15 protein-coding genes are annotated in these 22,907 nt (G+C 46.4%); 1 reads left to right on the top strand and 14 read right to left on the bottom strand.

Annotated elements, in window-relative coordinates; genetic code table 11:
* Positions 1-239: 239 nt before the first annotated feature.
* From M6D81_RS14580 to M6D81_RS14515, 14 genes are all read right to left on the bottom strand, one after another.
* Positions 240-1,784 carry a response regulator transcription factor gene (locus M6D81_RS14580; RefSeq protein ID WP_262677638.1) on the bottom strand — a complete coding sequence of 515 codons (1,545 nt, stop codon included), beginning with the start codon at positions 1,782-1,784 and terminating at the stop codon, positions 240-242.
* Entirely contained in the window at positions 1,765-3,468 is a 1,704-nt protein-coding gene (locus M6D81_RS14575; protein WP_262677637.1) for a sensor histidine kinase, read from the bottom strand. The genes M6D81_RS14580 and M6D81_RS14575 overlap by 20 nt, the downstream gene beginning before the upstream one ends.
* Positions 3,469-3,658: 190 nt before the next feature.
* Positions 3,659-4,822, bottom strand: a complete 1,164-nt coding sequence (locus M6D81_RS14570; RefSeq protein WP_262677636.1) for a glycoside hydrolase family 88 protein — start codon at positions 4,820-4,822, stop codon at positions 3,659-3,661.
* A 2-nt stretch (positions 4,823-4,824) separates the two neighbouring features.
* Complete coding sequence (locus M6D81_RS14565) at positions 4,825-5,697, bottom strand: response regulator transcription factor (protein ID WP_262677635.1); 873 nt, start codon at positions 5,695-5,697, stop codon at positions 4,825-4,827.
* Positions 5,690-7,465 (bottom strand): cache domain-containing sensor histidine kinase, encoded by a 1,776-nt coding sequence (locus M6D81_RS14560; protein ID WP_262677634.1) that lies wholly within the window; start codon positions 7,463-7,465, stop codon positions 5,690-5,692. The genes M6D81_RS14565 and M6D81_RS14560 overlap by 8 nt, the downstream gene beginning before the upstream one ends.
* A 115-nt stretch (positions 7,466-7,580) precedes the next feature.
* Complete coding sequence (locus M6D81_RS14555) at positions 7,581-9,203, bottom strand: extracellular solute-binding protein (protein WP_262677633.1); 1,623 nt, start codon at positions 9,201-9,203, stop codon at positions 7,581-7,583.
* 54 nt (positions 9,204-9,257) lie between these two features.
* On the bottom strand, positions 9,258-10,133 hold the full coding sequence (locus tag M6D81_RS14550) for a carbohydrate ABC transporter permease (RefSeq protein WP_262677632.1): 876 nt from the start codon (positions 10,131-10,133) through the stop codon (positions 9,258-9,260).
* On the bottom strand, positions 10,134-11,021 hold the full coding sequence (locus tag M6D81_RS14545; RefSeq protein WP_262677631.1) for an ABC transporter permease: 888 nt from the start codon (positions 11,019-11,021) through the stop codon (positions 10,134-10,136).
* Positions 11,022-11,236: 215 nt separating this feature from the next.
* Positions 11,237-13,303, bottom strand: coding sequence for a glycoside hydrolase family 65 (locus M6D81_RS14540; protein ID WP_262677630.1), 2,067 nt, complete (start codon positions 13,301-13,303; stop codon positions 11,237-11,239).
* Between the two features lie 2 nt (positions 13,304-13,305).
* Entirely contained in the window at positions 13,306-14,316 is a 1,011-nt protein-coding gene (locus tag M6D81_RS14535) for an alcohol dehydrogenase catalytic domain-containing protein (protein WP_262677629.1), read from the bottom strand.
* A gap of 41 nt (positions 14,317-14,357) precedes the next feature.
* The gene (locus M6D81_RS14530) at positions 14,358-15,323 is read right to left on the bottom strand and encodes a zinc-dependent alcohol dehydrogenase (protein ID WP_262677628.1); all 966 of its coding nucleotides are present in this window, start codon (positions 15,321-15,323) and stop codon (positions 14,358-14,360) included.
* A 16-nt stretch (positions 15,324-15,339) separates the two neighbouring features.
* On the bottom strand, positions 15,340-19,641 hold the full coding sequence (locus M6D81_RS14525) for an Ig-like domain-containing protein (protein ID WP_262677627.1): 4,302 nt from the start codon (positions 19,639-19,641) through the stop codon (positions 15,340-15,342).
* A gap of 383 nt (positions 19,642-20,024) precedes the next feature.
* Positions 20,025-21,089, bottom strand: a complete 1,065-nt coding sequence (locus M6D81_RS14520; protein ID WP_262677626.1) for a Gfo/Idh/MocA family protein — start codon at positions 21,087-21,089, stop codon at positions 20,025-20,027.
* Complete coding sequence (locus tag M6D81_RS14515; protein WP_262677625.1) at positions 21,086-21,859, bottom strand: sugar phosphate isomerase/epimerase family protein; 774 nt, start codon at positions 21,857-21,859, stop codon at positions 21,086-21,088. The genes M6D81_RS14520 and M6D81_RS14515 overlap by 4 nt, the downstream gene beginning before the upstream one ends.
* A 227-nt stretch (positions 21,860-22,086) precedes the next feature.
* Between M6D81_RS14515 and M6D81_RS14510 the strand changes: the two genes are divergently transcribed.
* Positions 22,087-22,887 carry an AraC family transcriptional regulator gene (locus M6D81_RS14510; protein WP_262677624.1) on the top strand — a complete coding sequence of 267 codons (801 nt, stop codon included), beginning with the start codon at positions 22,087-22,089 and terminating at the stop codon, positions 22,885-22,887.
* The last annotated feature ends 20 nt before the right edge of the window (positions 22,888-22,907 follow it).

The following is a 22,907-nucleotide window of genomic DNA, read 5'->3' as shown; positions in this document are numbered from 1 at the left end:
CTTTTCCTCCTTTGACAGGCCCCCTGTTTATGGATGATTGCCTGATGTGATAGCTTAATTTTAGTATTTTTATCTCTTGGCTAGAATAATTCCAATTGACATTCGTTTGTTGGAATTGACTTGTTTGACTATGACGTTTCCGCCACTTCATCGTCCAGGGTAGGAAAAAAGACGCCCCCTTTTCGATGTGATACTGCGGCAACAGTATCACAAGAGACGTCTTTCTCTTGTCAGCAACACTATACTTTCACTTGGTTGCGATATTCCGTCGGGCTGATCCCAACATTTTTTTTAAACAATAAGCTAAAATGAGTCGCATCTTTGAATCCTACTTGGAAAGCGATTTCATTAGCCCTCAAGTTTGTTTCCGTCAATTTCTTTTTAGCGGCCTCAATACGGCAAGTCCAGAGCAGATCGCGGAAGTTGTGTCCCGTCTCTTTCTTTATCAAACGGCTTAAGTAAGAATGGTTCATATGGAAATGATTCGCCAGTTTCTCCAGCGTAATTTCATCCGTAAAATTCATTTCCAAGTACGCAGTAATTTCCTTTATTATCCGTTTGACGGATTGACTTTGAGCGCTTTGCATGCGATCTGTTATTTCCATGAGCCATTGTTCCATAAATTTCATTAAATCAACCAAAATATCGAAGGATATGACCATTTTTTTGGCCTGCAACTGAACATCCTCTTGTATAGGAATGCCATATTCCAATAGCATCTCTTCCACTTTGCCGATGATATTCAGAAAGTAGGACTGAATATTGTTTCTCATAAGCCCTGTGGAGACGATTTTCCGATATATCGATCGCAGGTACACAGGAACTTGGTCCTTTTCCCCCCTGCATAGTATCCCTATCAAATGGACAACGTCTTCTTCTTGTTTATCTTGACAAATGTTCAAACCGAATAAGGCGTCGTAACCTATTATTGAACCTTTGCCCAACATCATTCGATAATCCAGACATTCTTTGATTTCCTTCCACGCTTGACCAAGATGCAGCAAAGAAGGAAGCACCTGACTGATCCCTACGGATACTCGGAATGGAAAGGCTGTCTTGCAATATTCGGTCAACTCTCGGGCAATCTTCATGCTATCTTCTCGCGGATTCCATATTTGTTCTTTCGATTGAAACAAAAGGATGTAAATCCCTTTAGGAGCGGTATAGAGCCAATAATGATAAGGATAATATTGCAGATTCCGGTTAATGACTTCTCTTAATGCCAACAAGGAGTAGGCTTCTCCTGATCGATGCAGTGCATCTATATTATCGATCTCGGCACACATCACCTGCAGCTTTAACTGATGAACACCCAGCTTTTGCATGGTCGATGTTTTTTCAGATTCGTCCTCAGCAGTGGACAACATCTGTTGGATTGCTTTTTCTTGACTCAATAGCAGCTCGTGGCTGGTACGCATCGTATTGTGAATTTGCAATTCAACAGCTCGAATAATCTCCGATGTTTTCACAGGTTTTAATATAAAGTCGACTACCCCCAGCTTGACCGCTTGCTGAGCATATTCAAAATCGCTGTATGCCGTCAAAAAAATGATCCTGATCTGAGGGTGCTTCTCCTTGACGTATTCCGATAATTGAATACCGTTCATCAAGGGCATACGGATATCCGAAATGACAAGGTCCGGTTCATGCAGCGCAATTAACTCCATTGCTTCAATTCCATTGCTAGCGGCACCGACGATCTGGCATCCGATCTCATCCCACTCGATCATACTCGCAATATGATTCCGGATAAGATCCTCATCGTCAACTACGATGATTCTCATGAGTATCGTCCTCCTTACTGAATGCAATAGGCAAACGCAATCTCATAATTGTTCCATTCGGTAGAGCAGGTTCCGTTGTCAATCCGTATCGCTCGCCATAGATAAGCTGCAACCGTCGTGCCACATGGCTCATGCCGATACCAAACCCGTTGTGATTGCCTGCCTGTATCCCTGGACCGTTATCTTCGACTTCGAGAATAAGATCGTAATCCAGCTCGTATGCCCGTACGGAAATGGTACCGGGTCCAGGCAGTTGATCAATGCCATGGATGATTGCATTTTCAACGATAGGCTGCAAAATAAACCGAGGCACGGACACAAGCAACAGTTCTTCCGAAACGTCGATCGACCATTGGAACTTGTCACCATACCGATATTTGAACAATTGCAAATAATAGGTGATTAGCTCAATTTCTTTGTGCAGGTAAACAAAATCGTTTCCCGGCGAAATAGAAAACCGAAATATAGCGGCGAGCAAATGGATCATCTCCGATACAGCTGTCGCCCCTGCATGTTTGGCAAACACATTAATCGATTCTAATGTATTGTAGAGAAAATGAGGATTGATTTGAGCTCTGAGCGTTTTCAATTCCGCCTCTTTATTCAGCAATTCTACTTTGTATACCGTTTGAATTAAATCTCTTATTTCGATGATCAAATCATTGAAGCTGGCACAAAGTCGACCGACTTCATCGTTTGTTCTGATATCCTCGAACGTTTCGTAAACTTCTTTTTTCGCTTTTATCATGAGCCTGTTCAGTTTCATAAGAGGCTTGGTGACGTGCCGGAGAATAAATACAGTCAACACAAGAACAATGACCCAAGTAATAGCGGTTATCAGCAACGCGAACTGGACCAGATTATCGAGCTCCCGATTAAACACTTGACTTGAGAACAGACTAACATATTTGAGACCGGAATAGTCAGAATTTCTTTCAAGCACGATCATGCTTTTATCGCTTGGATAATGGAATCGTGTGGAAATTCTATCCGGATCCGATGTGGACAATATGAGTTTGTTGGCATTCATTAAGTAAAAATTCTGACTGTCGTAGGTTGAGTACATTTGAGCCACTCGTTCCGGTTTCAGCATAACCGCCAGGATGCCCAATCTCCGATCAAGATAGGGATCAATAATTTCGATTGCGCCCACGATTCGTTGATGATCAGGAAAAGAGGCCCAGAGAAAAAAACCGGGTTTTTTGTGGGCTAGCGCTCCTAACGCCAAATTCGATTCGAATTTAAATTCCGAGTCAACATAATAAACGTTGTGACTCCGGTTCTCCAGGTAAACTGCATCAATCAATGTATTGGCTTCGATGAGAGAAGCCATCCGCTCTTTTATTCGTAATGAAGTTTCAGCATCCAACTGTCGTTGGTCAAATTGTACATAATCATCCATTAAGGTTTTAAGAATGAGGGGATCTTTCTGAATAGACATCGCGATTTGTTCGACATTCCGAAGATTACTGTCAATTTTGTCCATCATCTCTACGAGTGATTGCTTCTTGGCGGCTGTAATGTTGGATTCCAGTATATGGTTGGATCGATTGTAAAACAGGCCGATAACAAGCATTAGTGGCAGTAGCGTCAATATGGAATAAATCAATACCATTTTATAAAATAGTTTTGATGTGAATTTCACCCATATTTTTACGATTAACCTTGAAAATGAAGAAAGCATCAGCAGCAACCCACCTTCCAAGCTTAAAAATGTAAGGCAACCTCCTTCCTCAGATGTGAACATTCGCCAATATGTGGCTTTTATCCTTCTCTCTTGATCATAATTCCGCGAATATTATCGGATAAAATATACAGGCCTCAACCTGCTAATGAGCGGGTTGAGGCCTGTATATTTTATTGCGGTAAAAAACTCAGGTTCGCTCATACCAGTAACCGGGTATGCCCTTTTCCAAACGAAGCAATGCTTCCAAATAGTAATAATCGCCCCATATCATAAAGTCATCTGGACCCAGATTTCCCCGAACATGATAGGAACCGTGCCTCAACAAGCCTTCAGCATGGGAATCTTCTACTGTCGAATAATGCTCGACTAGTGAAGCCATAGACCTGGAAGCCGCATCCATAAAGAACTCCCGGTCCGGGTCATCCTGAACGAGATGGCTCGCAATTTCAATCATACCGCAAGCCGCGATAGCAGAAGCTGAGCTATCCCTGGGCGTATTTCCGTTTACAGGAGCATCGAAGTCCCAGTAAACGACGCCATCCTCTGGAATGCGGCGGATGAAATAATGAGCTGCGCGGCGAGCTGTGTCGAGATAGCTCGGATTACCCGTATACCTATAAGACAAAGCAAAGCCATATATAGCCCACGCCTGTCCTCTAGTCCAGGTTGAACCGTCTTGGTAACCCTGATGCGTCCCTCCGCGAATGGGAGAACCGTCCGCCGGATCAAAGTAGAATGTGTGATAGGAAGAGTCATCCCCACGCATTAAATAACGTCTGCTTAGATCAGCGTGTTTGCCTGCAATTTCCGCATATTTAGATTCACCCGTCTGATCACTAGCCCAATAGAGCAAAGGTATGTTCATCATGCAGTCAATGATAATGCGTCCTCCATTGTCTTTGTCGCCTTTCGGTCCCCATGCCTGAATATATTGTCCCTCCGTCCTCCATCGGAGCAATAAATGATCGGCTGCCTCAAGTGCGAGCTTACGCGACGACTCGTCTCGAAGCAATGTCCATGCGGCAAACGCAGACGGCAGAAACAAAAAACCGATATCGTGATGATCCATGTACCGATTAGCGGCTAATCGATCTCGAAAGCTATCTACATGCTCCATTGCCGACTTGCTAAAAAAGGGGTCCTTCGTATACTCATAACAAAGCCAAACCATACCCGTATAAAACCCTTCAATCCAGTCTGTGTTTTCTCCCCAGCTATATTTTTTCTCCGAGGTAATATGAGGAAATTGTTTCTCGTGCAGCAAAATATTGGACTTGGTTTTATCAACCGCATCTCGTATAGCGGATTGCCACAGATTCACGGATTTATTGTGTTGTTTATTTTCAATCATAGTTATGTAGTTCCTTTCTGAATGGAAAATTTACATCCTTTAAGCTCTCTCCTTAATGTGGGAGTCATTCCAATATGCTTCTTGAACACTTTAGCGAAATAATAATAATCGTTGTATCCTACTTTCTCAGCGATTTCATTCACAGTCATATTCGTTTCCTCCAACAACAGGCAAGCCCGATCCAAACGAATTTGCAGCAGAAAGGCTGTGAAAGTCGTATCCTTCTCTCTCCGGAACAATTGGCTAATATAATTAGGGTGCAGATCAAAATGATCGGCTATCTGCCCTATCGATATGCTTTCGTTAAAATGCTCTTGAATATATTTCACGATCTTATTAAACGTCCCAGTGACGGAAGCCGTTTGTTCAGCGGTAGGAAGCGGCAATTCCGCAGAGCTTCTCAGAATGGCCTGCAGCAAATAATTATTCAGTTCATCTAGGTCCGAAAACCGCCCTCGCAATTGTTCATATAGAAGCAGGTATCTACTGGCAGTTCCTGTTGAGTCTATGCTTCGTTTCACATTTCGCAACGTGTCATTCAGTTCCTGCCGCTCCATCGATTTCAGGACGTACCCGAGAGCCCCCAACTCGAGTGCCTTTCGCGCATAATCAAATTCCGCGTAACCGCTAATTACTACGAATCGTGTAGACAGTCCCAATTTTTTTATCGACTCCATTAATTGTAATCCATTCATGCCAGGCATGCGTATGTCAGTTAATACTAGTTCTGGACGTGTCTGTTGAATCATTCCATACGCATCCAGTCCATTGCTTGCCTGACCTGCAAATTCAAGCTCCAATGATTCCCAATCGACTTTGGCTTTTATGCTTTCGAGTATCCACCTTTCATCGTCCACCAGAAACACCTTATGCATGAGCTTCCCCCTCCCTTCCCGGCATCCTTAGAATGACCTCTGTACCGACGTTGCTTTCGCTCTTAATATAGAGGCCGTAAGCAGATCCGTAGGAGAGTTTTATTCGCTGATGAACATTGGAAATTCCAATGCGTTGAAATTGTGAAGATGATCCGGTGTCCCCATCATCTGTTTTCTCCAGCGACAAGCGCGAGCAAATACTGTCCAACTGCTTCGAGCTCATCCCTTCCCCATTATCTTTCACTACTATCACAAGATCGCCGTTAGCTTTTTCCACTCTGGCTTCGATATGCAAATACCCGCGATCCATCTTCAGTTCCAATCCGTGGAATATCGCATTTTCGACAATTGGCTGCAGTATCATTTTGATCACCATACAACGATAAGCTTCATTGGAAATATCATAGGTAACCGTGAAACGATAATCAAAACGAATGAGCTGGATACTCACATAGCTATCGATGATCGCAAGCTCCTCACCTAGCGATACTGTCTCTTCACCTTTAATGCTGTATCGGAAAATACGACTTAATGCCAAGGTCATTTCACTAATTTCATCCACGCCCTTTACTGCGGCTATGCCTTGAATCGATTCCAGCGTATTGTACAAAAAATGCGGATTGATCTGACTGTTTAAAAAAGCAATCTCCGCTTGTTGCTTCGTCAGTTCCATCTCATATATTTGCTTAGTCTTATCCAGCAATTTCCCTGTCAGATGATCCGTTTCATCCAGCATATGATTGAATTTGCTTGCCATCATTCCGATTTCAGCATATCCTTCCAGATAAAGACGTTTCTTCTCTGTCCCTTGCCTGTTCGCGTTCAGTTGATGAATGAATTTCACAAATGAGCGAATAGGCGAAACGATATTTCGCAAAATGATCAAATACAGGACGCACATTACAATGAGCATTAAGGCAAAGAGGATCACACAGGCGAGACGAACAATCCCAAGTCCTTTATACAGCTCACTTTTTGGCAAATGACTGATAAGCTGGAATGACGTTTCCTGCAATGTTTTCTTATGAACAATCACATCCGGTTGCGGAGCATTTTCCAGCCTGTCTCCTATCGCCGCCGCATTATTTCGGGACACAATTCTACCATTTCTATCGATCAAATAATACGTGCCTGATGTCTGCCTCGACATATCCTCCAGCTTACTAAGCGCCTGCGGATTCAGCAGCAGAAACAGATGACCGATTTCTTCTCCGTACGAACTTTCAGGGTTTAGATTTTTGATCGATACCGCTGTAACCAAGTAATAAGATTTATGTCCGTTGTATGCAAGCTCTCGAATGCCAAAATCATGCGCCTTGCTATTTTTTCTCTCTTGCTCCGGAATTTCACTAATCATATTTCGCATCGCCTGGCTAATATCAGCCGACAGGTTGATATGATTGCCGCCGCTGCCAACCAGCACCCAATCGGCTATACCCGGTTTAAGTGTATTCGACCCCATCATGTAAACGTTTGCTTTTTGGAACAACTCATATTTATTCAAAGCATTGTCTTCAATCAGATACTGCTGAATGGCTTCACTATAGGCAATATTGAGCATCATTCGGTTGAACGATTCCATGTTTGCAGAGATGGTTTGTGCGATATTGTTCATCAATTCTGATGAATACGCACTGTTCTTCTCATATATAATGTTGGACACCAGGAAGTAGATTAGAACAAGCGTTAGCAGCATCACAACGACTGTAACGATTACAAAGCTTTTCAACTGCTCCTTGATCGTACGCTTCATCAACAATCGCAACACTCGCATTCCCCTATCCTTAAACACGCAGATTAAAAACTTCCATTCAACCCGTCAAGCGTTCAACGTCATGAGGCGATCAGCCTTCCCTTAAGGGAAGGACCGATCGCGCTAGTATTTATTTCTTCATTTCATTCACTTCGGTTATCGCTTGATTCAGTCCTTTAGCTTCATAGCCCTTCACCACTTGTTCCCATAGCTTGTCGGGCTCCTCATTATCCAATACAATTCGAACGATATCGTCCCAATATTTAACGTTCTTCAGCTTATCCTTAGCGGGAGTGGACAGATATAATACTTCCCAATTAATATCCGGAGCTTTAAACTTATTTATCATGTAATCGTACATTTCATCATGCATTTTCACAAGCTTTTCACCTTTATCGGCGATTCGGATATCCATCGGAAACTGCACCGTTCCGAACGATTTGAAAGCAAAGGAAAGCGTGTCGACAGAAGGATACAATTGATTTAACGGCTTCAGCGTCCCCGTCGCCGAATCTTTCTCACGCGTCAGCACGATCTTATCGTTCTCGATGGTATAATCCTTACCCTCGATCCCATAGTTGAACAGCCGTTCCCCTGGCGTTGATATCGCAAAGTCGATCAACTTAAGAATGGCAGCCATTTTCTCGTCATCCACCTTCGAGCTGAAAAATAGACCGGAATAGGCTGAAGCGCTATAGTTGCGGTAGTTATTACCGTCCATGTGCTGCCAGATTGGAAGCAAAATTATGGAGTCTTCGAATTCCTGCTCGTGCCCGTATTTCATCCATTTATCCTTTAAACCCTTCATCATAGCATCAGTCATCTGCATATTGATGGCTCCAGCCAAACCTTGCGCGAACTTATCGCCGCCATCGCCAGTCTTTAGAATAGCGAAGTCTTTGTCGAGCGCCCCTTCCTCATATAATTGCCTGAATTGTACAATTCCGTCAATCATATTTTTCGATACGAATGAAGGAATCCATTTCCCATCCTCTTGAAGCCAGCTATAGCTCTCCGTTAACTCAGGCACACTGCCCAGAAATAAGGACTGGAGGAGCGGGACATGATTTGTGGTCAATCCTACAGTATCGTCCTTATTATTCCCATCCGGATCCATCTGGGCAAAGGCCTTGAACAACGCTTTGTATTCTTCGAATGTCGTCGGCGTCTTGAATCCCAGCTTCTCCATCCAGTCCTTTCGAACGATGAATCCTCTTTCCAACGCAAAATCATCTGCTGTCAGCTTGGATTGGCGAGGCACGAAATAAAATTTCCCATCCTTCTGAAGCGGCGCAAGGTCAGGCTGCTTCAACAGCTTCTCAATGTTAGGATATGGACTGAGATCGTCTGGCAGCGGGCGTATGATGTTTTGCTGAACCCACGTATTGTAAGTCGTGCTCAGTGTCAAATCTGTGACGAAAAGATCAGGCAATTCGCCGGATGTCGCCCAAAGATTGAATTTCTCGTTATAATCGCTCCAAGTGACATTGACTGGCTTGATCGTAATATTGAAATCCTGCTCAACCTTTTTTAACAGCTCGTCATTCTCCCGATTCTGAAAACTTTTTTCGATGTCCCATATGCTCATTGTAAATGTTTGGCGCTTCGTTGCCGTCTTCTTGTCATCATTGCCAGGAGCAGCCGTACCAGATTGTTTGACATGTCCGTTGCCATTGCCGCTGCATCCGGCAATTATGATAGCTGAGAGGGAGAATACCCACACCAGACGAAACAGTTTGTGATTCATTTTCATGCTACATGACCTCCCGTAAATGTTTAATATAATTCAAAGTGGCTGATGCTTCCATTATTCCTTTAGCGAACCAATCATGACTCCGCTTCCAAAATACTTTTGCAGCCATGGGTATACAAAAATGATCGGCAATGTTGTAACTGTTACAATGGCCATCTTGACACCTTGAGGATACAAGTTCCGCTTTTCGGTTATGTCCGACAGTGCCATATCGCTATTCGTTATTCGCCCGATATCGGTCAATAATTCCCGAACATAGAGCTGCAGTGGATATTTCGATGAATCTCGAATATATAGCATAGCGTTCCACCATTCGTTCCATCGGTCCACCGCATAGAACAGGGCAATGGCGGCAATCATCGGCATAGAGATCGGGAGCACAATTTGCACCAGGATACGCATATCGTTCGCTCCATCAATCTTAGCGGCTTCCTCCAGACTATCCGGAATCGTTCGGAAAAAGCTCATCATAATGATCATATAATAAGTATTAATGGCCACTGGCAATATCATCGAAAATACATCATTGATTAACCCCAGACTTTTGACTGTCAGATAGGTCGGGATGAGTCCGCCGTGAAACAGCATGGAGAAAACAACCAATGCAACAATCAGCCCTTTGCCCGGCAAGTGCTTCTTCGTCAGCGCATAGGCTCCGCCCATCGTTGCCACCATATTGACGAAAGTGCCGAATAACGTGACGAAAATGGATATTCCAATTGAATCCCACACCTGTTTTCCTTCGAAAATCTGTTTATAAGCACTAAAATCGAGCGTTGATGGAACGAGATAAATGGGTTGCGATGCAACCACCTTTGGTGTAGCAAAAGATTGAATGATCACGCTATAGAAAGGGATGATCATCATAAGCGCGATTCCGATCAGCAACGCATGGTTCACATAATCGAACGTTGTCGTTTTCTTTCTCATTTAGAAAAGCCCTGCCTCTCCTCGTTTCCTAATTATCGCGTTGGCAGCCAACAGCATGACACAGTTTATGACCGATTTGAACAATCCAATGGCGGTCGAAAAGCTGAAGCTGCCTCCATCTGAAAACGTCGTCCGGTAAATATAGGTATCGAGAATATCGGCAACCTGGTATACTCCCGGATTGTAGAGGTTGAAAATTTGTTCAAAGCCCCCGCCATTCATAATATTTCCGATCGCTAGAATCAAAAGAATGAACACTGTGCCGCGTATACCCGGCCAAGTAATGTAAAGCATTTTATGCCGTCGACCCGCTCCGTCTATGCTGGCCGCTTCATACAACTCGGGATTAATGCTCGCCATAGCGGCCAAATAAATAATCGTCCCCCAGCCCATCTCTTTCCATATGCTTGTCCCGAATAGGAGCCACCGAAACGAGGAGGCTTCAATAAGCAGGTTTACTTTGTTCCATCCTAGAGCAACCAGCAACTGATTAAGCAGCCCCATATCCGCCAGCACATTCGTCATAATGCCGGATACGATGACCCAGGAAAGAAAATGAGGAAAGGTAAACACGGTCTGATAAAATCGTTTCATCGCTTTGCGCGCAACCTCATTCAACAGCAAAGCGACTAGGATAGGCGCTGGAAATTCAATAATGAGACGGCCTACAGCAATAATAACCGTATTGAGAAACACCTGCGTAAACTCCGGCATCGAAAACGCTTCGCGAAAATACTTGAGACCCGCCCAGGGACTGCCCAATATCCCTTCATTAAACTGATAATCCTTAAAAGCCAACACGACCCCATACATCGGAACGTAGTGAAACAATACATAATAAACCACAGTCGGCAAAAGGATTACATACAGGTATCTCGCTTTCCACATTCTGAAGAATAAACTTCTTTGCCTGGGAGCTGCTCTTGGTCGTGCTGCTGCTGCATTAGCTCTTGTATTCGCTTCCATTCCATGCTCCAACCTCTCTCCATAAATAGTTGTTTGCGACTATTGTATCCGCTTTCTATTTTATTGGATGGCATGCTGAGAGAGAATGGAATATAGTTATATGGCTATTAAAATATCGTTATATTGACGTATGCGCATTAATACAAACAGGAAAGACCCTCCTGTTTCACTGTCCAAGAGCCATCATCAGGAAAGCCGGGCGCATGCCTGAAATTCTCCCCCCGCCAGCCTCGCGTCATTAGCGCAACGGCACTCAGCAATCCTCCGTTGCCAGGCAAATAGGCTGACAATGTGGGAGACTGATAATTATGACCATTTGGCAAGTATGTATTTTTCACCGTATTCATTAACAGCATATCGACGGCAAGATTCCTCTCTCCCAAGCGTGCGGCAGTCATCGCCGCCATGGGGTAATCCCATCCCCACGTCGTCTCCCACCTCCAATCCTTTATAACCTTATGCAGCGTCCTGCGCATTGTCTCGGGATCTACCTTCTCGCCGGGCAGCATTCCGAATGCTCCTAACATCGAGGGATGATCATGATTATGAACGGTGTACGTATCCACACAGCGCTCATGGGCCATATATACACCATCAGCTGTCGGCAGCTGGGACAATTGCAAGCCTATACGCTCCCACTCGCGGTTCTTCCCGAGTCCCAGCCGCATTCGCCACTGCTGAGCAATCTGCAGGCCGTATCGCCAATACTCAAGCTCGAATACCGGATTGCACACGCTCTCGAAGTGATGAGTTTCCTGGGCAGGAATAAGCGGCGGTCCCAGTATGTATCGGTTCCGCTGCTGCTCGTAATGAAGGAAAGAAGCCATAAATTCGGCCGTTTCCCCTACCACATCTCGGAAATAACTTAACGTTTCTATCGTCGGCTCAGCTTGGTAGCACAACTCTGCAAAAACTAATATGTGCGGCTGCTGCCAGATCAGCATCGTTCCGATTGTAGAGGGGCTTTGCACCCCTGAAGGATCAACCATCTTAGGCCACCGTGCCCCCCGATACCCCTGCTTCCGCGCCAGCTCGCGCGCAACTGGCAGTGTGCTGCGGTACCATTCCATGCTCTTTCGAAGCAGAGGCGTTCGACCCCATAAGGAAAAATGCGCCGCATGCCACCAATGCATTTCAAGATGAAACTTTCCGTACCAGCTGTTATACAGAAGTCCAGTCTCTTGGGGCGGATTCCCTCCAGCGCAATGCACTGCAGTAAGAAACTGTGACAATACCGTTCTGCGCTCCAACTCGATAGCGCGGGAATCACGGCATTCTTGAAAATCGACCGCCCCTCCGCTCATCCAAAAGCGTTCCCAATGGCTTGCACTCGCCTTTGCCGTCTCTTCGTAAGAGACCAAGTTCAACTCGTTCTGAAGGGGACAAAAGCCAAATACAAATTCCAAGGATTCACTTCGGTCTCTCGGAACCATCGTAAAGCGATGCGGTCCCGATTGATGGAAACCGGATTCAACACATTCCATAACCATACGATATCCATCATCGTCCATCTTCCGCTCGAATAAGGCTCCGTCTTCTCTTAACCGGAGTGTCGTCTCATGCTCTTCATCAAAGTCCCAAACCAGCGCTATTCCGTCCGGCCACGCTTCGGCCGTCTCCATCGAGGCAGGAAATGCAATCCGAACATTCAACCGTTCGCTTGCCATAAGACTAGACTCTACTCTGACAGCAATCTGATCCTGATGGGGGTGACAGCAGGTATACACGGTTACAGCCTCCTTATCGACGTAAAACCGGCTTGTCAGCATCCCGTTCCAAAGATTCAGAACCTGCTCGTAAGGTTTTAGGTTCTCTAGAGGCACCTCCTGCCCGCACTCATCCAGGAACCCAAAGCCAATTTGCCCAAGATGCACCCGATGCGGATTTTGCCTCAGCCAATGAAACTTTTTTTCTTGGCCGCTCTCATCAATGGGATAGCCGACATTGCGACCGTACGTATCCGCTTGCGTCAGCTTCAAATCATCGAACCGATGCAAGTTCCGGCCGCCACTGCTATGCCAGCCCCATTGGGATTGCGTTCCTAGCGCAACCTTGTAGGCTTGCGGATTGCTCTGCAATCCCGTAAAGTCGGCCGTAAAGGCAAATTCACCGTTCCCTACTGACAGCGGCGATAACGGATTTACGCTTTTCATGATTGGATTATGTCTAGCAATCAGAGCGCGACGATTAATCGAGATGGTCATTCTTATTCAACCCTTTCCGTTGCAAACTTATCGTCCCATTCCAACAATATGCCAAGAAACGGTTCTTGCTTGGCTAAGATCAGTTTCCATGCTTTAGCAGCGTATTCCGCAGGAAACCGATGGGTAATAAGTGGAATCGTATTCAGCCAGCCGTCCGAAATTCCCTGAATCGTCGCGTCCATGCGTTGACGTGTCATACCGGACGGCGTATATAGCGTTATTTCCTTCTTGCGAAGTTTCTGAATATCGATCATTCCCTTGTTGCCGAGATATCCGGCCGAAACTAGGTGGCTGCCTCTAACCATCTTGGGTTCAAGTCGCATAACCATATCCAGGTCGCCCACCGTATCGACGATGACGGAGATGCCTCCAGGATAGATGACGTCCTCCGGCTCCTGTTGACGAACATGGACTGCCGAGACGTTGTCCGGCAACAGGCGGAGCCTTTCCTTGTGCCTGCCGAGAACAACGACGAGCGCCCCGCGATTCGCCAAGGTCTGAGCGGTCCATTGACCGACAAGACCGTCACCGATGACAACTGCGCATTCACCGGCGCGTAGGGGAGAAGCCGTTCCGCAATTATAACCGACTTGCGTGAGGACGAGTCCCGCGAATGCTTCTAAAGGGACATGCGCCGGGAGCTTCCACACATGCTCACTTTCCGCAATGGCAGGGTTGACATGACCTCCTCCGAAACCATACATATGATTTACCTTGCTGCCGGATACGAATACTGAATCTCCGGGAGAGAACCCTCTCACGTCACTCCCGACGCTTCTCACGATTCCCGTCTTCTGATAGCCCGGCACTTGAGGGAATGGCCATGGCATACCTGACTCGTAGGGCGTTTCCCCTCCCGCTCGTTCTCCGCGCAGGAAAGAGGATTCTGTTCCTATACTAATCCAAGAGTAAGCTACATCAATGAGCAAATCGTTAGGACCCGGCGCGGGCAGTCGAACCTCGGCATATTCCACTTTCAGCTTATCGGGAAATACAACAGCATAGCCCTTCATTCACATTCCTCCTATGATGAGACGGATCGAAAATCATTCTCCTACATGGTAGGAACAAAGCATATTTTTATCGCTTCCTGTTTCTTCAACAGCTCAACACCTTCTTCGTAGCTTTCCAATGGCAGCTCCTTGGAAATAAGAGAACGCAGATCCAGCTGGTTCTCTGCAATCAGCTTCAACGCATATTCGGCTGCTTCACGGTAGTGTCCAGGATAGCCGATAATCGACAAGCCGCGCTGATCCAGCGTGTATGGCTCCCTCTGAACGGCGAACAAGCCTAGCGCTTCGCGAGTATGGCTCATAAGAGCATGAACGGCCTGCGGATAGCCTACGCAGTCGACCGCCAACTGAATGGCATCTCTATGCATGCGATCTGGGAGTTCATTGCATCCGGGCTCATAAGCTTCCGTTGCGCCAAGCGTTAGCGAAAGACTGCGGCGATCCGGATGGGGATCGATGCCAATAACAGACGAGGCCCCCTCCGCTCTTAGCATTTGAACAGCGATTAACCCGGCAGGACCCAGACCATTGACGCCGCATTTTTTATCCTTAATGGGTGTGAAAGCATTCAATCTAAGAATAAGTGATGCAACGCACATAGCCAGCTCCAAGCTGACAACTGCAGCGGGCGCCAGATGGGAGGGGACTTCAATGAGATTCGCTTCGTCCATCAGCACATATTCCGCATAACAGCCGGCATTGGAATGTCCCGGATCTCTCCATGCGCATACCGCTTGGCCCGGTCGCAGTCGATTAGCATCTCTGCCAGTTTCCACAACAATACCCGTCATCTCATGACCGGGTTGTCCAGCCGGATAAGGATAGGAGATGCTGTCTCCAAACATTGGCTTGCCGTAGTAAATGTGCATATCCCATTGCGGGCATGTCGTTACAGCCGATACCTTCACCAATACTTGGCCCGGACCGGGCGTTGGCACTGGCACTTTCATTACCCTTGCTTGTCGGGGACCTTCAACCACTACTGTTCTCATAAGTTTCGTCATCATGAATTCACTCACTCTCCTATTGTCTACATTGCTTGAACTTAGATGCGTTAAGCTCTATGTACGCATCCCCTGGAATGACTGCATGAGGCGAAAAATTTAGTGTTATCCCCGATTCAGTCAAGCTGAACGGTACATATTGCTCCACTGTAATAATGGTATCGCTCCCCGCGTTATTGATTTTTTTAATTTTCATGCCATAGCCGGAGCCATCGCCGAATCTCACTTGAAGCCACTTGCCGATGAATGCCTGCTTGTTGGCGACTTTGCCGTTCACAGTGATCGTATTGGCCCTATCGGAAGGATCAAGATCCGGGTTAAGCGAAGCTGTGGTCGTAGCCGTAATCTTCTTCACTACCGTTTGATCACCAATTACGGTTTTATCTTTCGTCTTAACCTTGCCTTCGCCATATACATAACTGTAAACCGTTTTACCTGACTCTCTATTCATTCTGACCATGGCTATCTTTCCAGCGAATGTGATGCCCTGAAAGGAGCGTTCTACCGCATCGTTGCTAAGATAGATCGTATCCTTATATTTGTCGCTTGTTACAACCGCAATGCTCGTCATGGAGTTGCCGTCTTCAGGTTCGAACCACTGTACAGTTGAAACCATGCCTTCTTGCTCATTTCGGAACGTTTCGTACACAGCGCCAAATTTGGTTATTTCATTCTCATCTACCATCCTCCTTCTAGTGAGATGAGGTGTTGTATAGACGGCTTCTTCCGATTTTGTCGTTATTCTTCTCGCTTGAGGGATTGATGTGAAGAAGACGTCAGAACCCTCTACGCCGTTCATAAATGCGCGAATAGACGAGCCCGTTTCCTCTCCCTTCCAAGTCAATTGAAATTCACTCTCTCCGGAGCCTGCCCGAGGAGATGTTAGACGCTCCCTGTCTATGGATAATCCTTCCGGGCTATGAATCGAGTGCAAATATTCCGTCAGATGGGCAGCGCCGGTATCCGTAAGCGCTATTCCTTCAGTCTGAGCCGCGATGTCTTCAAGCTCCGAGCCGCGAAGATAGATTTCATGCGCTTGTCCCCCCTGCAGCCTGCTCAGGTCCACAGTATAGCTACGGTTTCCATCCAGTTGAACAAGTATAATCAATCTTCGGTTCATATCGCTGCCGCGGCCATCGGCACCCGGCTCAGACGCTTCAATGAGTTGAATGGCCTTTCCGTTAGACTCGCCCGAATCATAGGCTAACAATGCAGGTTTCTGCCACTCATTGGTCGCCGTTTCATTCGCTCCGTCTTCTCTCCAGATCCATGGCATGTTGTGGAAGAGCGGTCTCATGGACGGATATCGCAAGGTTGCGCCAGATCCGTCCGCATAGGTAGTACGGTTAATGTAGCCTGTATCAGGCAATACTTCCGCACCGGCTCCCCAGAGTGTCAATGCCAGATAGTTCGCATGGGTATGCCCCCCAAGAAACCCTGATAACAGAGGTTGATACAATAAGCCGGCATGCGTCGCGTCTTGTATATCACCGTTTACTAAGCCATAATATCCATAGTTCCAGAGCTCTACGTTACTTAAAGCTTCGCTCCGAATCGGCAGAGGCTGCGGATTGCCGGTTCTGCCGTAGCTGTCATGAACAGAAACTGCAGTCCCATCGGGATACCTTAACCGTTGATCCATGTCGGAGGTCATTTGCAATAATGGCCATCTATAGCTTAAATCCGTATTATGAAGCTGCAGCCCTAACTCCTGATCGATGTATCGATCCGGGTCCGCCCACTCTTTTAAAATTTGGATTCCAAAACCCAAATTTCTGGCTACCTGATTATTGTAGTCAATCGTCCCCTCCTCCCACATGCCATCCGCATAGTAATATTGACCTGTAAAAAACTTGTCCATGATGCGGATGAAATCTCGAATCGAATCGGGATCATTCAAGATGGAAGCCGTGGCCAGACCTTGACGAACGCCATAGGGATCAATATTGGTCATATGTCTGCTGTTGATCCACTGAATCACCTCATGTACGGATGGACGAAACCACAACTCTTCTATCAGTTGCTTGATCTCATTAGCAGACCATTCATCCGATAACTCTTCCCATACATTCGATTCCATTATGAAGTTGTAAGCAAACACGGAATGATGCGGAACCGTATTTTCTCCTGTTTTAAAATCCTCATAATTGTCATTCAAGGCAAGGCGCGGATAGTCCAAAGCTAAATGAAACAAAATTAGCGCCGCTCTTCTCGCGTATGCTTCTTCTTCATTCAATCGATAGATTTGCGCCATTTTCCTTGCGATCTCTTCAAACTTTGTATGCGTATCGAGCTCAATCAGTTTGCTGGACTCCGTCGCAATCTCAAGCGCAAATGCGGCTTCATCCATATTCATATAGGTCTGTACTTCGGCTGTATTTAGTTGCTCAATCGAATAATCCATTTGCTCCTGCATGCCATAATGCAGCAGGTACCGAATCTCGTTTCCGATTGGTTTCGATTCCCATGGCTCAGTCGCAGCAACAACCGTTACCGGGAATGTTTTACTAATTCCGGATGCTTCCTCCGTAACTGTAATTTCGGCATCGCCTTCCTCCAGCGCCAATAATCCATTATCGACAAGTCTGGCAACGCTCGTATCAGAGGAGGTCCAGGTCAATTGCTTGATATATGCTTTTTCAGGTACAGTGTGCAGATTGATGTGTGCAGCCTTCCCTTTTTCTATTATTAACGCTTCGGGTGGAATGATATCTGTTAAGGGGGACACTATCTCTCCCGCTTTGAAGCTTGCAATCAGCATTTGGCTTGGATCGTTTGTCGCATGTTTTCTTTGCACGATTTTGTTTTGCGTCGGGCCAACCCAGTTGCCCAGATCGATGCTGTCACCTTTCAGCAATCCATTTATCCAGAAGGAGTATTTACGATTTGGACTGTCCAAATCAATCACAATGTCATACCATTCATTCACCGCATACTCGCCGACTACATTGTTTTTGTAGTCTTTAATTTTGCCGTCCTGATCGAAGATAACAAGTATAGGCCATGCCGGCGCGCTGCCGTCGGACGGATTCAAACTTTTCATATCCAGGAAGTCTCTGCGAGAGGTCGTATTATTAAATTGAACGCTAGCCTGAATGCCGATACGATCCGTTTTATTAATTGAGCTTTTCCACGTAGAGACGCTCTCTGTAATCGCTTTCAAGTAAAAGGCGTTAGTTCCGTGTTCATTCATGATCCCAGCCATTCTTACTCCATCTTGAATAGTGACGGTACCCAGAAGTTTGGTATCAATCGTAATGGTATTCCCATTGTCCACGGGACTATAGACATTAAAATCAAGGTTAACATAATTAGGGTTAATCAATATGGGAACCGGCAACGACGGTCTCTGCATCACGCTAATCAACAATTGCGCCCCAATTGCCGGATTTTGCATAGAAGTGACAGAAACAACAGCTTCTCCTGGAGATATGCCTGTGACAACACCGTCTTGATTGACCGCGACAATATTTTCATTGCTGGATACCCAATCCAAGCCATCCTCAGCGTTTTCTGGTGTCTTCAATAGTTGAAGAGCATTTTCGTCGCCAACATAGAAATCGTCATTTAATTGTTCAAGAGAGAGACTCTCTAAACGTATGGGCTCTTCGATTATATCCACTTGTATGGATGAGATTATTGTGCGGCTAGGCACGCTCCCTGGCTGACACCGTTGAACCATTTTACTTTGCGCAGGTCCAATCCAATTGCCGAGGTCAAGCTTATCCCCCATCAATTGTCCATTGATCCAGAAGGAATATTGATGATTGGGACTATCCAAATCAATGACAATGTCATACCACTCATCAGCCGCATATTCACCGACTACATGATTTCTGAAATCCTTTATCTTCCCATCCGCGTCAAAAATAACAAGGACCGGCCAAGCCGGGGGAAGCCCATTGTTCGGATTCATACTTTTCATGTCAAAAATATCTCTGCGCGAGGTTGTGTTATTAAATTTCAGTTTTACTTGAATCCCGAGATGATTCGTACGATTTATAGCGCTTTTGTATGTTCCCGCATGCGTGCTTATTGCCTCCAAATAAAATGAACTTGAATAATCCTCATGTTCAACTATTCCCGCATTTGAAGTTACGCCATCGGTCGTAACACTTCCTATGAATACAGGATCAATCGTTAAGGTAGAGCTATTTCCGGTTGGTCTGTCTTCATTAAAATCGAGGTCAACATAATTGCCGATAACCTGTATCGGATCCCGATCACTCTCAACGGAAAAATCAGCTATTGCCGGTAGAGGCATCGAAAAAATCATGATGATAGCTAGATACAGAGCTGTTGCGCGTTTGGTCTTGTTCATCGGACTATTCCTCCCATCACGTTTTTGAATTACTTTAAATGGATGAGACAACCATTACTCTATCGCATCACCTCCAATGTTTAAGATCAGCCATGTATATGAAACTAGCATAAATGCTAACAATCAGGTATGGATAATGCTTATGTCGGTCAGGTAATAATATTAGATCCTCGTTTATATCGGTGTTCGTACGCTTCGTTCTAAGCCTAAGCAGGAATTCATGACTGCCATCTGCCAGAACGCCAAAAAGATCGCCAATCACCTGGACAAACAGGTTCGATCGGCGATCTTTTTTCATTTTCAACCTTTTCAGCGGCACTCATTTCCCGATAGATATCGGTCAATGTGGTATTATTAACAATCTGGCCACGACCATATAGCTGCTACAACACAACTTCCCGTCCTGTATCGGCGGATTTATATATAGCAGACAAAATTTTGATCATTTCTACGCCGTGCGCCGGCGTAATCGTCGGCTCGGCCCGTCTTTGCACGACATCAATAAAATGTTTCAAATGCTCGCCATGCGGCGGCGGCGGCGTGCCTTTCATAACCGGTTTTACGTTCGTCAGCTGGCCTGCCGACTCCGAGAACACCTCCACCTCGCCGTTTTTCAGGCGGAAACCTGCTTTCGTCCCGCGCAACTCAATAAAACTCATTTCTTCGCCGATATTGGAGGCCCAGCTGAATTCGATTTGAAGCGTGGCGCCACCGTCAAAACGGATAAAGCCAGTTGCCAAATCTTCTACGTCAAACGTGCCGTTCTCCTGCTTTTCGCCAAAGCCGCTGTGTACGGAGTCGGCGATTTCATTGTTGGCGAATTTCGTATAGGTCGCGCCGCTGACGGTAACCGGCTTCGGGTTGTTCATCAGCCACATTGTCAAATCGATAAAATGCACGCCAAGATCGATCAGCGGACCGCCGCCAGACAGCTCTTTTGTCGTAAACCAGCCGCCCTTGCCCGGGATGCCGCGGCGGCGTATCCAGCCGCAGCGGCCGGTATATATTTCGCCCATATGACCTTCTTCTATGAAACGCCTCAAGTATTTTGCCGCCGGGGTGAACCGATTATTGCGCATTGTCATCATGACTTTGCCGCTTTCTTCGGCCGCATTGGCCATTTTTTGCGCCTCTTCCGGATTGACGGCATCCGGTTTCTCGCAGAATACATGCTTGCCTGCCTTCAAAGCAGCGATCGCCACTTCCGAATGATACAGATTGGAGGTGCAAATATCGACCGCATCGATATCGCCGCGCATTAGCATTTCATGGTAATCCGTATAGTAGTCGGCTATGCCGTTGTCTCGCGCCGTCTTTTCCGCCCGCTCACCATTGACATCGCATATAGCAACGATTTCCACCTCCGGGTGATCCAGCAGCGGCTGCAAGTGCGATCCCCGAAATATATTCCCTGCTCCAACGATGCCCATTCTAATCTTTCCACTCATCCTACCTTCGCCCCCATCCCGGAGATCAGCGCTGCCAGATAACGATAGCTGCTTGCGACGCATGCCATCGGATCGCTGTCGCATTCATCCTGTTCAACTACGTACCATTCAATGCCATTCTGTTCGCCCCAGTGCAAAATCGGCGTAAAATCGATGATCCCGCTGCCGATGGGAGCAAAGGTTCTCCTGTCATCCGCCGTCATATCCTTCAGATGAATAATTGGCATCCGGTTCGCGTATAACGCGATGAAGTGCTCAATCTCCTGCCCGGCTTTCTTCACCCAGAACACATCCAATTCGGCCAGCACCAAATTATCCGCGGATGGTTTCAGCATATATTCAAGCGCAAACTGACCATCCACCGTCTCCTCAAATTCAAAAGAGTGATTGTGGTAGCTAATGCGGATTCCTGTAGGCTTGACCGCTTCTGCAGCCTTGTTCAACAGCTCTCTCGCTTCGCGATAGCCTGCTTCATTGCGCATCTCAACCGGCAAAGAAGGACAAATGATATCGCGAGTCCCAAATAACCCCGCCTCATGAACCAGCTCTTCAAGCTCATGCTTGATGCGCCCCAGGCTGACATGCATGCCTGCCACCTGCAATCCGGTTTCCTGAATAAAAGCAGCGAGCTCTGCCGGGGCATGACCATGATAACCGGCGAGTTGAACGCCTCCCCAGCCCATTGCTTTCAAGTCGCGCAAAACTTGATGAAAATCGGAACTGCATGCCTCTCTAAGCGTGTAAAGCTGAACCGCTAACTTACTTTGCATCCCTTCCAACCCCCGTCATCTTCAATAGGAATGAGTTATCGGTTCCCAGTATAGCCAATTCCCCAATAAATGTCGTTTACTTCATTGCCGAAAAAGTTTACTTATTATACGATAGCAACTTAAACTGACTATCACTTTACATCATGACAGAAGTAAGATTAAAATATTGGAAACGAAACTGCTAGTTCACGTATTTTACGTTCTGACAAGAAAGCGGGGCGATGGGCATGTCCATCCTCAGTGTCGGCTACTCCCGGCATACACGAGTTTTTTTCCGTAAAAAAGGCGCCATCCCCTTCTACTTGCTGCGATTGCAAACCGAAGGCTTTTGCGTGGTGGAAGTCGGAGATACGCCATACATGATTCGTCCCGGCAATTTGCTGCTTTGTTCGCCTGACGACAGCTACCAGTTGGATATTAAGGGGAACGACAAGGCGCCTTGCGCCGACTACTACCTCAGCATCGATCCCGCCGATAATTGGATCGCGCAGTGGTGGTCGGACAAGGGATCTGTTGTCTGCCAGCATATCGGCATAAACGATATGCTCATCTCGATTTGGAAGCATCTTATTTATGAAAAGCAAAGCATGTGCAATACCGAACCAGATATTTCCACTTATCTGACCCGATGCTTGCTGCTCCATGTCAAACGTTTGCTCGCCAATGAGGATAGCGACATGTCCTATGAATCTTCGATCGCCAACCGTATGAAATTTTTTATCGAGAAGCACGCCACCGAGTCTCGTACACTGCCTGATATCGCCGCCGCGGTGGGCTTAAGCGTGTCGCGTGCCTCTCAACTATTCAAGGAAGCCTTTGGTCAATCCGTGATGGACTATATGATCGATGTCCGCCTGTCAATCGCCAAGGAGCGTATGCTCATCCCCGGCATGACACTGCAAGAAATCGCATACCAATGCGGCTTCGCACATTACACACATTTCAACCGCTTGTTTCGTTCACGCTTCCAGCTCTCGCCGAGCGAATACAAGAAACAAGCGCATTCCGATGGAATGCGGATGGATTAATCACTGCCGTTTAGTAATGA

This window comes from Paenibacillus sp. J5C2022, from assembly GCF_025567625.1.
Taxonomy (GTDB): Bacteria; Bacillota; Bacilli; order Paenibacillales; family Paenibacillaceae; genus Pristimantibacillus.
The sequence above is the reverse complement of the archived record's forward strand: the minus strand, read 5'-3'. Positions and strand labels throughout refer to the sequence as shown.